Genomic DNA, 13,382 nt, shown 5'->3' with positions numbered 1-13,382 from the left:
ACTGTATCCACCTATTTCTTATTTGAATCGATTTATTATATACATAATAAAAGATAATGCAATACTTAACACAATACATGTAATGATAGGAAAATAAAAGGTAACGTTACCTTTTTTCACAAAAATATCGCCTGGAAGCCTTCCAATGAACTTCCAAGCTAAGCCAACAACAATGAGTAAGATACCTGCTGTTATAAGCAATTTCGGTATCTCCGTCATACTTTTGGCATCTCCATTCCGAAATGTTCATACGCAAGTGGCGTTACGATTCGGCCTCTTGGCGTTCGTTGTAAAAAGCCAATTTGTAATAAATACGGCTCATACACATCTTCAATTGTATGAGATTCTTCTCCAATCGTTGCCGAAACTGTCTCTAATCCAACTGGGCCACCACGGAATTTCTCAATTATACCGAGCAATAATTTATGATCAATATGATCGAGTCCTAATTTATCTACCTGCAGTAGTTCTAATGCCATTTGTGTAATTTCCATTGCAATTGTTCCGTCGCTGCGAACTTGTGCGAAGTCACGTACACGTCGTAATAAACGATTCGCAATACGAGGTGTACCACGGGCACGTCTTGCAATTTCTAGTGCGGCTAACGAATCAATTTCCACTTCGAATACTTCCGCTGTACGTTCAACAATCGCAGAAAGCTGATCCACTGTATAATACTCTAATCTTGAAAGTACACCGAAACGGTCACGGAGCGGCGCTGATAATGCTCCGGCACGTGTTGTCGCTCCAACTAATGTAAATGGAGGTAAATCTAAACGTACAGACCGTGCTGACGGTCCTTTTCCAATTACGATATCAAGGCAAAAATCTTCCATCGCAGGATATAGTACTTCTTCAATTGATCTATGCAAACGATGAATTTCATCAATAAACAATACATCTCCAGGCTGAAGTGCTGTTAATACCGCTGCTAAATCTCCTGGTCTTTCAATTGCGGGACCTGACGTCGTTCGAATGTTAACACCCATTTCATTGGCAATAATATTCGCAAGCGTCGTTTTACCAAGTCCAGGTGGTCCATATAAAAGTACGTGATCTAACGTTTCTTCACGCATTTTCGCCGCTTCAATAAACACTTCTAAATTATGTTTCGCTTTATCTTGGCCAATATACTGACGGAGCGTCTGTGGCCGTAATGAATACTCTAAATCCGCATCTTCGTATCCAGATTCCCCTGAAAGGAGACGTTCGTCCATTATACTCACCTCTTACCATTTAGTAAAAGACTAAGTGCCTTTTTAATATATTGATCCGTCGTTAATGATTCTTTTAATAACTCTGGTACAACACGAGAAACTTCCCGTTCTGCATAACCAAGTGCACGCAGTGCTTCCAGTGCTTCATCAAGTTCAACTGAGGAACCTTTCTTCTCATCAAAACTTTCAACATCTGAGAACAAATCAACAAATGCATCTGGTACAACATCTGCTAGTTTTCCTTTTAAATCTAAAATCATTTGGCGCGCTGTTTTCTTTCCGACGCCCGGGAATTTCACTAAAAACTTCTCATCTTCATGTTCAATCGCTTGAACGACCTGTCCTGTTTGACCAGAGGCTAAAATCGCAAGAGCGCCTTTTGGCCCAATGCCAGACACACCTAACAATTTTGTAAATAATAAACGCTCTTCACGTGTTTTAAACCCGTAAAGTGCCATAATATCTTCTCTCACATAATGATATGTATAGACACGGATTTCTTGCTTACTTCTTTGAAATACATACGGATTTGGTGTGAAAATTTGGTACCCAATTCCATTATGGTCAATTACGACATATTCCGGTCCTACATACTCCACGTAACCTGTAACATATTCAAACAAAATACGATCTCTCCCTCTTAAATCATGTATTCCATTTTAACATATTTAATGATAGAAAAGCGAGACTACCCCAACAAATGTTCTCTGTTTAAAACTTCTGTTATTTTCCATTGACAGAAAGGATAAAGCACCTTAATATACAGGAGTCGATAATGATTATCAATACTAATTAAAGGGGTTACATCAGGATGAAACGTAAGTTATTTATTTTATTAACTATTATGCTAGTCGTTCTTTCTATCGTTGGCTGTTCTTCTCAAAAAGAAGAGTCAAAAGCAAAAGAACAACCGAAAACAAAAGTTGTGAAACACGCTAAAGGGGAAGCTACAATTCCAGTAAATCCAAAGAGAATTGTTGACTTATCTGGATCAACAGAAGAGTTATTACTTCTTGGACACAAACCTGTTGGTACAGCAAATACATATAAAGATAAAATCCAAAATCACTTAACAGACAAGCTAGATGGCGTAAAAGCAGTTGGCTGGTACTGGGCACCTAAAGTTGATTTAGAAGCTGTTACAGCTTTAAAACCGGACTTAATTATTTTAAATAATCGTCAATTAAAAATTTATGATCAATTAGAAAAGGTTGCACCGACTGTTGTTCTAGAAACAAACTTAGAAGACTGGCGCGGTAAGTTTAAAGAAGTAGGTAAACTATTGGATGAAGAAAAGAAAGCTGACAAATGGATTGCCGACTACGATAAAAAAGCAGACTCTTTATCTAAAAAAATTAAAGAAAAAACAAAAGATGAAAACTTTATGTTTGTCGCAGTTACACCACAAAACTTCCGTGTATACGGTAGCTTCGGATACGGTGACATCATCTTTAACGACTTAAAACTTCCAGCAACAAAAGGTACAGATTTAAAACAAACGATGGCGCAAGTATCATTAGAAGGGCTTGTTGCATTCCAACCTGATCAAATGTTTATTGTAAACTTCGGCGGCGAGGCTGATAAAGTGTACGAAGACTATAAAAATAGTGCTGTTTGGAAAGACAATAAAGCAGTAAAAAACAATCACGTATATGAAGTATCGAATGAAATCTTCAATACGAAAGCATTCAATCCAATCGGAAAAGATATGCTAATTGATGAAATCGCAAAAGAAATTTTAGCTAAAAACAAGTAAGAAAAAGCAGCTCACCATGAGCTGCTTTTTTTCTTATTTTGCACTGCATATTGCTTCATTTTTTCAATCGTCTTCACAAAACTTTCTTTTGATTTTATACGAATACCACGTTTCAATTTCGCACGCTCATAACTCTCAAGTTTTTTCATATCAATTTGAAAGAAAGAATGAATCGCATTATCGCTTTTTGGTACACCCTTGAAAATTTGTAATATCCCTTCCTCTGAAACACCAAAATAGCCGCTCGTCTTCAATAACGGAGAAATATCGTCCACTTTCTTTTGCAATACAATTTGTACATCATCACGATCAACGAGTTGCCATTCTTTATATTGCTGTAAAAACTTTTCTAAATCCGCTACTTTTTCTGTAAATATTTCTTCACTTACTTCTCCATCAACATACATACGCTCTAATAAAATTGTAACTTCAGGTTCTTTTTCTGTTACTTCTGGTACTGGTCCTTCCGCCCTCACACTCGTTTCATAGGCTAAACAAAACATCATCACGAAAGCTTGCACTGCAATCAGTATCCATTTCATTTCCGTTCACCTCTTTTAGGCAAAATCAAACTTTCATTAGTAGTTTTGCCGAAAGTGGAGGTTTTATCCATATAAACAACCACATTACATTTCTCTCAAAAATAAAAAATGCAGATAAGGTTTTATCCTTATCTGCATTAGCATTTGTTTTTATATAAAATGAAAGACGCCTGCAAGCAGGCGTCTTGATGCGTTTACGGCGAGAGACCAGGCGACCACATTCGCGTGTTTAGCACTTAAGCATATCTCTCGTCTTACGTAAATTAGCTCATCGCTTTGCTAATATAACATTAATAACGTATAAGTGCAACATGTTTATAAAAATATTTTATTTTCTCTTTCACCCAAACGAACTTTATTTAAATTATAAATTGATAAATGTAATATATATGTTTCAATTGATGTGACAGCGAAATCATAATAAACAGGAGATGGATATTGTGAAAAAAATAAAGGATGAACGTCTCATTCTGAAAACATTAAAAAACATACGTATTGCCTTTCTTTTTCAATCGCTTGGTATAATTGGCATTTTAGGCTATATCGGATTCACTGAAGGAATGGATCAAATTACGAAATCTCCATTATGGTTATTATTTATCCTTACAAGTATCGTACTTAGTTATTTACAGTTAAGCGTTTCTATCGATGTAGAAGAAGGCGAAAAGGATATAAAGTTAACTCCTTATTACAAAATTATTTTACGCTCTCTTATTGTAGGAACTATTATAGCCATTATTTATATCATTTTCAGTCCAGAAAGACCTCTGTTTGAAGCACTTCTAACAGGTAGTATTTTCTTCATATGCTTTTTAATTTCTTATTCCGTTAGTTATTTTATTAAAAAACGTCGTTTAAAAGATGACGACGAATAAAGAGGAAGGGCAACCCCTTCCTCTTTTGTTTTTCTATCGCACTGTACCAGTTAAACCGTAACGAATGTCTCGGAACATATTTCCTATGTCACGATTAAAATCGTTTGTAACTGTACCGTTACGTAGACGCGTACTCATTGCATCGACACGAGTAAACATATCATTTCTTACAGAAACATATACGTTTCTGTTTCCAACTTCATTTGAAACCGCTTGACGAATTTCGTTCGCCATCGCCGTTTCATTTGTCGCTGTGTTACGTGGTTTTACTGCAATCGCTACGTCGTTTCCATATACAACCGTAGACACGCGGTCTACGTTATTCATACGTTTCACACGATTTGTAATTCTTTCTGCAGTTTTACCATCATTGTTAATGTATGAATTGTTCATTGTAATATTACGAGTTGGATGCGGATTAGCAATTTGCCCGTTGTAATTTACATCACGGTAATAATTATTATATCCTGTATCGTTACGACCGTTTCTATATGTGACATAATCTGTATAACGATCGTTACGCGCTACATTATCACGATACTGGTGTGTATCATTATAAGCTGTATGCTTATAGTTGTAGTTACGTCCATCCATCGCATTGTTATCTTTTGGTGTACCACATGCAGCTAATGCACTGGTAACTAACAAAGAAGCAGCAATCACTTTTACTTTCGTATTCAATACAAAAACCCCCTCTGTTAGAATGAACTTCTCTTCTGAAAAGCTCCCTCTTATGATGAGTAACAGAGAAGGTTTTTACACTGTTAATATTTCACTGGGAATTTTCTAACATTTGATGTAAATCTTCCGTTTTCAAAACAATTCTACATACAAAAAAGGTGGGAATAATCCCACCTTTTTTTAAACTTCTTCTTCGTCCTCTTCTTCTGCGACTGGCTCTCCAAATACATTTGGTGGATCTGGTTGATAATACATCGTCCCTGGCTGTGGTGCATATGCAGACTGCGTTGGTTGATAATATAAAGGATTCGCGTATTGTGGTCCCCCAGGCTGCGGACTATATAACCTACTCTCTCCTCCGCATCCACAATCTTCCTCACCTTGCACAAGCGGCGGCATATTATTATCCATTGGCATCATATTTGGATTTGGCATAGACGTATACTGTGGTCCAAAAGGTGCCCCTTGCTGATATGGCATATTGTAATATGGGTTTTGTTGTTGATAATATGGATTCTGCGGCATCATCGGCTGTTGATACGGCATTTGATATGGCATCATATTCGGTGGTTGATTGTTATCCATTATTGGCATCATATTTGGCATTTGATTGTTATCCATGATCGGCATCATATTCGGCATTTGATTGTTATCCATAATCGGCATCATATTCGGCATTTGGTTATTATCCATAATCGGCATCATATTCGGCATTTGATTATTATTCATGATCGGCATCATATTTGGTGGTTGGTTGTTATCCATTATTGGCATTATATTTGGTGGTTGGTTGTTATCCATTATTGGCATTATATTTGGTGGTTGATTGTTATCCAGCATTGGCATTATATTTGGTACTTGAATATTTGGCGGTATGACTTGTGGGATAACCACATTTTCTTTCGATACATTTGGTGATACTATGCTTCCTACATTTTCTTTCTTCACTTGCGGCGATACTATATTCCCTACATTTTCTTTCTTCACTTGCGGCGATACTATATTCCCTACATTTTCTTTCTTTACTTGCGGCGATACTATGTTTCCTACATTTTCTTTCTTCACTTGCGGAGACACTATGTTTCCTACATTTTCTTTCTTCACTTGCGGCGATACTATGTTTCCTACATTTTCTTTCTTTACTTGCGGTGATACTATATTATCCTTTTTCGTTTGCGGAGAAATGACGTTGTTAGGTTTCATTTTCGTAATTTGTGGAGCAATTAACTCGCTTCCTTTTTTAATTACATCTGAAATTTTATATTCTTTTTTCGTTTTTATTGGCGGTTGCGGCGGCTGTGGTAATACATTTATCGAAAACTTCGTATTTTCTTTTTCCGCCGGTTTTTGTTTTTCTATAACAGGTGGCTTTTGAATAACAGACGGTTTTTCAGCTGGTTTTTCTTTTTGAATTGGCTGTTCTTTTTGCACTTCTTTTTGTGGTTTCACCTGTACTTCTTTTTGCGGCTTCACTTGCATTTCCTTTTGTGGTTTCACCTGTACTTCTTTTTGCGGCTTCACTTGCATTTCCTTTTGTGGTTTTATCTGTACTTCTTTTTGCGGTTTTACTTGCACTTCTTTTTGTGTTTGTTGCATAGCGGGCTGCTGGGTAATTGGTGCCGATTGATACGTAACTTCTTCCTCATCTTCTATTCCAAGCGGCGTTGGTGTTGCTGCAAATTCTTTTTGTTGCACTTCTTTTACGTATTGCTTTGGAGGTGCTGATCCTGCTCCAGCTTGCTGTTTCACGTGGACGCCGTTTGATGGTACTTTAATTTTCATACCTGGCATGATTAAATCTGGATTACTAAGCTGTGTATTTGTTTTTTTCAGCGTGTCAAAATCCACTCCGTACTTTTTCGCAATTTTCCAAAGGGTATCCCCTTTTTGCACGATATGAATTTTCAAATTTTCCCCCTCCTGTATAACTTATCTATAAGTAACAAATCTCATGAAGTAACCCTTTCTAAATAACATTAACTTCTTTTCACTTTTATCACTTCTTCTATTTTCAATATAGTTGGAAGTGGAATAGGCATAAAAACCACAATGATTTCTTCAAAACAATGTATGCCCATTTCGCTCTCGTTATGATTATATGTATGAAAAAAAGCAACGGTATTCCCGTTGCTTTAAACACGCTCTAACATACGATTTAATGCGAGAACTGCTTCTTTCGTTACTTGTTTGTCTACGCTAATAACGTTAATCTCTTCTCCGCCTTCTACCGTTTCAAGCACCCATAGTAAGTGAGGGAGGTCAATTCGATTCATCGTTAAGCACGGACACATAAATGGATTAAGTGAAACAATTTCTTTATCTGGATGTTGCTGAATAATTCGGTTCACTAAATTCATTTCTGTACCAATTGCCCATTTACTTCCAACTGGAGCTGATTCAATCATATCAATAATGTATTTCGTTGAACCTGCATAGTCGGAAGCGGCTACAACTTCATAGCAACATTCTGGATGTACAATAATATTCATATCCGGATGATTTTCCCGCACACTTTCAATATTTTTCACTGTAAAGTTTTGATGAACTGAACAATGTCCTTTCCATAAAATCACTTGGATTTCTTCTATGTTTCCATCGTATTCTAATGAATCTGTATGTGGATCCCATACCGCCATTTTATCTAACGGGATACCTAAATCGTACGCTGTATTTCTTCCTAAATGTTGGTCTGGTAAAAAGACAAGACGCTCTTTTTGTGTAAACGCCCAAGAAACCATTTGTTTTGCATTTGAAGAAGTTACTGTCGCTCCACCATTACGACCGCAAAATGCTTTAATTGCAGCTGTAGAATTTACATACGTTAACGGAATCATCGTATCTCCAAATAACTTCGTGAGCTCTTTCCACGCTCTTTCTGTTTGTTCAATATCTGCCATGTCCGCCATTGAACAACCTGCGCGCATATCTGGTAAGATGACAACTTGTTCATCTGTCGTTAACATATCTGCTGTTTCTGCCATAAAGTGCACACCACAAAACACAATGTATTTTGCTTCTTTATTACTCGCTGCAACTTGCGCAAGCTGAAGTGAGTCCCCTGCTGCATCAGAAAATTGTACAACTTCATCCTTTTGATAATGATGCCCTGGAATAAATAACGTTTTCCCCATTTTTTCTTTAATTTCACGAACACGCTTTTCCATATTTTCCGTTGACATTGTGTAATAACGCTCTGGTAACATCGTTTCAATTGGCTGTACTTTTTCTAAAATACTCATATACCTTTCTCCCCCTCTAAGCCACTTTCCTTACGCTTCAATATTGAAACTAATATCAAGTGCTTTCACTGAATGTGTTAACAATCCAAGTGAAATATAATCTACCCCTGTTTTTCCATATTTCGATAAATCTTCAACTGTAATGCCACCTGACGCTTCCGTAACAATGGCGCTTGGCACAATCTTTGAAAACTCTCGAATTTCATCTGGCGTACGGTTATCAAACATAATAATATCCGCACCGGCTGCTACCGCCTCTCTCACTTGCTCCTCCGTTTCTGTTTCCACTTCTACTTTCACCATATGTCCTAATTTTTCTTTCACCGATGTAACAGCTTTTGTAATAGAACCAGCAAACGCAATATGATTGTCTTTAATCATGACACCGTCATATAAACCGAAGCGGTGGTTAAATCCACCTCCGCACACGACTGCATATTTATCAAACATACGTAGCCCAGGCATCGTTTTTCGCGTATCACAAATGCGAGTATGACTACTATCTAACGCAAGAACCGCTTTACGTGTCATCGTGGCTATCCCACTCATACGCTGAATAACGTTTAATATAACGCGCTCTGCTGTTAATAACGAGGCAATCGGGCCTTGCACAGTTGCAATGATTTCGCCTTTTTCTACAAGATCCCCATCTTTTTTATGAAGCTCTACTTCAATTCTCTCATCAATTAATTTAAATCCTGATTCAATTACTAAACGTCCTGCAAAGACCCCTGTATCCTTCGCAAGAAACGTTCCTTTCGAAAGCAAGTTATCTGGAAAAATAAGCTGAGATGTTACATCTCTTTCCCCTATATCTTCTAAAAAAAATCGATTTAATGCTTCTTTAACTTTTATCGTGTTCATAAAGCCCCTCTTCCCCTCATCACACAATTTGTAGTTTTCTCTTTACTCGAACAATCTCTTTCTTTCCTATATTTCTATCTGGATAATCACTCCGGTAATGCCCGCCAATACTTTCTTCTCTTTGCAAGGCTGACACAACTATAAGCTCACAAACCGTTAACATATTAATAAGCGTTATCTCTTCATTCGTAAGAACATCATGTTGTAATATCATATTTCGAACACCATACTTACTAAGCCATCTCTTCGCATAAGATAAACTTTGCTCTGTTCGCACAATTCCAACATAGTTCATCATGCATTCTTGTATCTCTTCTTTCGCCGGCAAATGCTTCAGAACGATAAATTTGTCTTCCTTCTCTGTTAGACCCTTCATTCTTTCTTTTGCAGTTCTAGATAAAATATGTTGTCCGATTCTTTTCCCAAACACAAGACCTTCTAATAATGAGTTACTCGCTAACCTATTTGCGCCGTGAACTCCATTACAAGCTACTTCACCAACTGCGTATAAGTTAGAAATAGATGTTTCTCCATCACAGTTCGTTTTCACACCGCCCATATGAAAATGAGCACCTGGCACGACTGGAATACGTTTTTTATTTATATCGACACCATTCGTTTTACATATTGATGACACGGTCGGAAAACGTTGTTCAAAGTTTTGAATCATTTCGATGTTTAAGTACACTTTTTCACCCGCAAGTAACTGTTCATGAATAGCCCTAGCCACTACATCACGCGGGGCTAGATCCTGTTCAGGTTGTATCTCCATCATAAAACGCTGTCCTTTTCCATTTATAAGGACAGCTCCTTCACCACGAACAGCTTCAGAAACGAGGCCACAACATCGCCCGCCCGCGTATAACATCGTCGGATGAAATTGTATAAACTCTAAATCTACAAGTTCCCCACCTGCGCGGTACACCATTGCAAGTCCATCGCCTGTAATCGTCTCGTCATTAGAGGTGAAAGCGTATAAACCACCAATTCCTCCTGTTGCTAGCACCGTATAATCTGCATCGTAACGCTTCAGTTCCCCTTCATTATTTCGCGTTAAAACTCCAACACATTTATCTTTTTCTATAATAAAATCGAGCACCATTTCCTGTTCCACTACTGTAACGTACGGAGCTACTTCTTGAATGAGATGCTCTAATAAATTCTTTCCTGTTGCATCTCCGCCCGCATGTAAAATACGACGTTTTCGGTGTGCCCCTTCTTTTCCAAGATGAGGACCTGATTCGTCTCCATCAAATTTCATTCCATTTGCAATGATAGTGCGTATTTCTTTCGGCCCCTCATCAACTAAATAACGGACCGCTTCTTCATTGTTATAATGACATCCTGCCACCAATGTATCTTCAAAATGATCATTAGGATTGTCATATGTCGCTACCGCTGCGGCAATTCCACCTTGAGCTAAATGTGTATTATTATTACGTTTCGTCTCCTTTGTGATAATAATCACATTCTTTTCGTGACAAATCTCTTTTGCAACACGAAGTGCCGCAACGCCACTTCCAATAATTAAGACATCTGCACTTGGCATAATTGTTGCCTCCTACTTTACACTTTTCAACTGTCTTGACACCTATATTTACATAGTTTTAAAATAATGACAAGAGTTTTTTTATAATTCTTATTTTCACTACTACCATTTAAAAAGCAAAAGAAATGTAACTCTTACTAGAGAGAGGAACTTACATGATGATATATCTTGACTATGCAGCTACTACACCTATGAGCGAGGAAGCGTTACAAGCATATATGAAAGCAGCTTCGCAATACTTCGGAAATGAACAAAGTTTACATGATATTGGAGGAACGGCTTCTTCTTTATTACAAGTTTGCCGAAAAACATTTGCGGAAATGATTGGAGGCAAAGAACAAGGAGTATTTTTCACAAGCTGTGGATCGGAATCGAACTATCTTGCGATTCAATCACTTCTAAATGCCCGAAATAAGAAGCATATTATTACGACACCTATGGAACATGCATCCATTCGAAGTTATTTTCAATCTCTAAAATCAAAAGGCTATACGATCACTGAAATTCCTGTTGATAAAAGCGGACTCATTTGTTTAGTAGATTTAGAGGCAGCTATTACAGAAGATACTGTTTTAGCAAGTATACAGCATGGAAACTCTGAAATTGGGACTGTTCAAAACATAGCAGAAATTGGGGCCCTTTTAAAAAAATATAATATTTTATTTCATACGGATTGTGTGCAAACGTTTGGTAAACTGCCTATCCATGTTTTTGAGATGGGAATTGATAGTCTTTCTGTTTCAGCACACAAAATATACGGTCCAAAAGGTGTCGGCGCTTGCTATATAAATCCACAAGTTCGCTGGGCACAAATATTCCCGGGAACTTCTCACGAAAAAGGATTTCGCCCAGGCACAGTGAACGTTCCTGGCATCGCATCTTTTTTAACAGCTGCTGAAAATATATTGAAAAATCAACAGGTAGAAAGTTTACGTTTTAAAGAGTTACGATCCTACTTTTTAGAGGAATTACAAACACTTCCGCTAGAAATTGAAGTAGAAGGTCATTCTACTTCTTGTTTACCACATATTATTGGGGTTACAATAAAAGGAATAGAAGGTCAATATACAATGCTAGAATGCAACCGCCGCGGTATTGCCATCTCGACCGGAAGTGCTTGCCAAGTTGGTAAACAAGAACCTTCGAAAACAATGCTTGCAATTGGAAGAACGTATGAAGAGGCTAAACAATATGTCCGCTTCTCTTTCGGAAAACAAACAACGAAAGAACAAATTGATACTACTATTCATGCACTACACACAATTGGAAATCAATTTTATAGAGGTGTTAAATCATAATGAAACAAAATGAACAAAAAAAGATTTTAGGTGAAGAAAGACGACAACTTATCCTTCAGTGGCTGCTTGCTGCAAATGAACCGTTATCTGGAAACGAACTATCTAAGAAGACAAACGTAAGTAGACAAGTTATTGTGCAAGATATCTCCTTACTAAAAGCAAGAAACGAGCCAATTATTGCAACTGCTCAAGGCTATTTATATTTAAAACCACAGGAGAAGCAACAGGCTTTTGAACGCGTGATTGTATGCCAACATAAACCAGCAGAAGTACGTCAAGAACTTACAATGCTTGTTGATCATGGCGTTACGATTAAAGACGTAAAAGTTGAGCACCCTGTATACGGCGACTTAACAGCATCAATTATGGTAAGTAATCGATTTGATGTAGAGCAATATTTACAAAAAATCGAAAATACAAATGCTTCCTATCTTTCGCAACTAACAGATGGTATTCACTTACATACAATTGAAGCAGATTCTAAAGAAAAATTAGACGCTGCTTGCGAGGCTTTAGATAAAGCAGGATTTCTCGTTTATTAATGTAAAGCACAGAGTTTTTATAATTCTCTGTGCTTTTTTAATGCTATAATATTGTAATCAATCGTAAAGGAGATCGAATATGGGAATTGAACTCGTTCACTTTAGTACTGGTAAACCGAAACAAATGAAATATGGCGAAGATAAAGAAATGATAACAGGTATATGTAAAGATCCTACAGAAGAGGCCTTTCTCTCAAAAGACGGATTTCGTGGTGATGACGTAGCGGATTTAAAACATCACGGCGGTCCTGATCGCGCTGTTTGTGTGTACCCACACGAGCATTACGCACTATGGGAAGAGGAATTTCAAACTACGCTTCCAGCTTCCACATTTGGCGAAAACATTACCGTAACAAATATGTTAGAGCGTGATGTTTGCATCGGAGATACATATCAACTAGGTGAAGCAATCATTCAAGTGACACAAGCAAGAGTACCTTGTAGCACTATTTCAAAACGCCTCGGTATTCCTGGCATACTGCCGCGCATTGTAGCAACTGGATTTACTGGCTACCTATGCCGCGTTCTTCAAGAAGGTACTGTACGTAAAGATTCTAAAATCACATTGCTAAAACGTCCATCAAACAATGTATCTGTTTTGTTTTCTAACGAAATTTATTTTCATAATAGAAAAGATAAAGATGGCATTGAAAAGATTCTTGCTGTTCCTGAACTAGCCAATATTTGGCGTGGTCAGTTAGAGGATCGTCTTGCTAAGTTAAAGTAAAGAATCCCACCTATAAATGGTGGGATTTTATTTATCTATCAGACGGTATATTATCGACTGAAATTATATCAATTTAACTACAAAATACGACA

The 13,382-nt window shown here is 37.4% G+C and carries 13 protein-coding genes and 1 pseudogene; 5 read left to right on the top strand and 9 right to left on the bottom strand.

Annotation, left to right across the window (positions count from 1 at the left end):
* Positions 1 to 18: 18 nt before the first annotated feature.
* Genes JDS81_RS01485 through ruvA form a run of 3 tightly spaced genes read right to left on the bottom strand, consistent with a single transcriptional unit; the run spans position 19 to position 1,840 of the window.
* Positions 19 to 219: a DUF2905 domain-containing protein gene (locus JDS81_RS01485; protein WP_000136158.1), complete on the bottom strand. Its 201-nt coding sequence runs from the start codon at positions 217 to 219 to the stop codon at positions 19 to 21.
* Positions 216 to 1,217, bottom strand: coding sequence for a Holliday junction branch migration DNA helicase RuvB (gene ruvB, locus JDS81_RS01480; protein WP_000344470.1), 1,002 nt, complete (start codon positions 1,215 to 1,217; stop codon positions 216 to 218). The genes JDS81_RS01485 and ruvB overlap by 4 nt, the downstream gene beginning before the upstream one ends.
* A gap of 5 nt (positions 1,218 to 1,222) precedes the next feature.
* Complete coding sequence (gene ruvA / locus JDS81_RS01475) at positions 1,223 to 1,840, bottom strand: Holliday junction DNA helicase RuvA (protein ID WP_000464514.1); 618 nt, start codon at positions 1,838 to 1,840, stop codon at positions 1,223 to 1,225.
* A 188-nt stretch (positions 1,841 to 2,028) separates the two neighbouring features.
* Between ruvA and JDS81_RS01470 the strand changes: the two genes are divergently transcribed.
* Entirely contained in the window at positions 2,029 to 2,973 is a 945-nt protein-coding gene (locus JDS81_RS01470; protein WP_097952873.1) for an iron-hydroxamate ABC transporter substrate-binding protein, read from the top strand.
* An 11-nt stretch (positions 2,974 to 2,984) separates the two neighbouring features.
* Here JDS81_RS01470 and JDS81_RS01465 read toward each other — a convergent pair whose 3' ends face one another.
* Entirely contained in the window at positions 2,985 to 3,515 is a 531-nt protein-coding gene (locus tag JDS81_RS01465; protein WP_052943593.1) for a BofC C-terminal domain-containing protein, read from the bottom strand.
* Between the two features lie 431 nt (positions 3,516 to 3,946).
* On the opposite strand from JDS81_RS01465, the gene JDS81_RS01460 reads away from it, so the two are divergent.
* A complete protein-coding gene (locus tag JDS81_RS01460) occupies positions 3,947 to 4,390 on the top strand; it encodes a branched-chain amino acid ABC transporter substrate-binding protein (RefSeq protein ID WP_097952871.1) in 444 nt (147 codons plus the stop codon).
* A 33-nt stretch (positions 4,391 to 4,423) separates the two neighbouring features.
* Here the strand turns inward: JDS81_RS01460 and JDS81_RS01455 are convergent, their stop codons facing one another.
* The 5 genes and pseudogenes from JDS81_RS01455 to nadB all read right to left on the bottom strand — a co-directional run bounded on the left by JDS81_RS01455 (position 4,424) and on the right by nadB (position 10,723).
* Positions 4,424 to 5,071 (bottom strand): YhcN/YlaJ family sporulation lipoprotein, encoded by a 648-nt coding sequence (locus JDS81_RS01455; protein WP_097952869.1) that lies wholly within the window; start codon positions 5,069 to 5,071, stop codon positions 4,424 to 4,426.
* A gap of 1,745 nt (positions 5,072 to 6,816) precedes the next feature.
* Positions 6,817 to 6,979, bottom strand: a pseudogene (gene safA / locus JDS81_RS31025) (SafA/ExsA family spore coat assembly protein); the annotation flags it as partial.
* Between the two features lie 224 nt (positions 6,980 to 7,203).
* Positions 7,204 to 8,310 (bottom strand): quinolinate synthase NadA, encoded by a 1,107-nt coding sequence (nadA, locus tag JDS81_RS01445; RefSeq protein ID WP_000025318.1) that lies wholly within the window; start codon positions 8,308 to 8,310, stop codon positions 7,204 to 7,206.
* A 30-nt stretch (positions 8,311 to 8,340) separates the two neighbouring features.
* Entirely contained in the window at positions 8,341 to 9,174 is an 834-nt protein-coding gene (gene nadC, locus JDS81_RS01440; RefSeq protein ID WP_097952366.1) for a carboxylating nicotinate-nucleotide diphosphorylase, read from the bottom strand.
* Positions 9,175 to 9,193: 19 nt separating this feature from the next.
* Positions 9,194 to 10,723 (bottom strand): L-aspartate oxidase, encoded by a 1,530-nt coding sequence (nadB, locus tag JDS81_RS01435; protein WP_097952364.1) that lies wholly within the window; start codon positions 10,721 to 10,723, stop codon positions 9,194 to 9,196.
* A 155-nt stretch (positions 10,724 to 10,878) separates the two neighbouring features.
* Here nadB and JDS81_RS01430 point away from each other — a divergent pair, with 155 nt between their 5' ends.
* The 3 genes from JDS81_RS01430 to JDS81_RS01420 all read left to right on the top strand — a co-directional run bounded on the left by JDS81_RS01430 (position 10,879) and on the right by JDS81_RS01420 (position 13,290).
* Positions 10,879 to 12,021 (top strand): IscS subfamily cysteine desulfurase, encoded by a 1,143-nt coding sequence (locus tag JDS81_RS01430; protein ID WP_097952362.1) that lies wholly within the window; start codon positions 10,879 to 10,881, stop codon positions 12,019 to 12,021.
* Positions 12,021 to 12,563, top strand: coding sequence for a transcription repressor NadR (locus tag JDS81_RS01425; protein WP_000812272.1), 543 nt, complete (start codon positions 12,021 to 12,023; stop codon positions 12,561 to 12,563). Before JDS81_RS01430 ends, JDS81_RS01425 begins: the two co-directional genes overlap by 1 nt.
* Positions 12,564 to 12,642: 79 nt before the next feature.
* Positions 12,643 to 13,290 carry an MOSC domain-containing protein gene (locus JDS81_RS01420; RefSeq protein ID WP_000510705.1) on the top strand — a complete coding sequence of 216 codons (648 nt, stop codon included), beginning with the start codon at positions 12,643 to 12,645 and terminating at the stop codon, positions 13,288 to 13,290.
* Positions 13,291 to 13,382: the final 92 nt, after the last annotated feature.

The organism is Bacillus cereus group sp. N31, from assembly GCF_016483245.1.
Classification (GTDB): domain Bacteria; phylum Bacillota; class Bacilli; order Bacillales; family Bacillaceae_G; genus Bacillus_A; species Bacillus_A toyonensis.
Note: the sequence above shows the minus strand (reverse complement) of the source record. Positions and strands in the feature narration are given on the sequence as shown.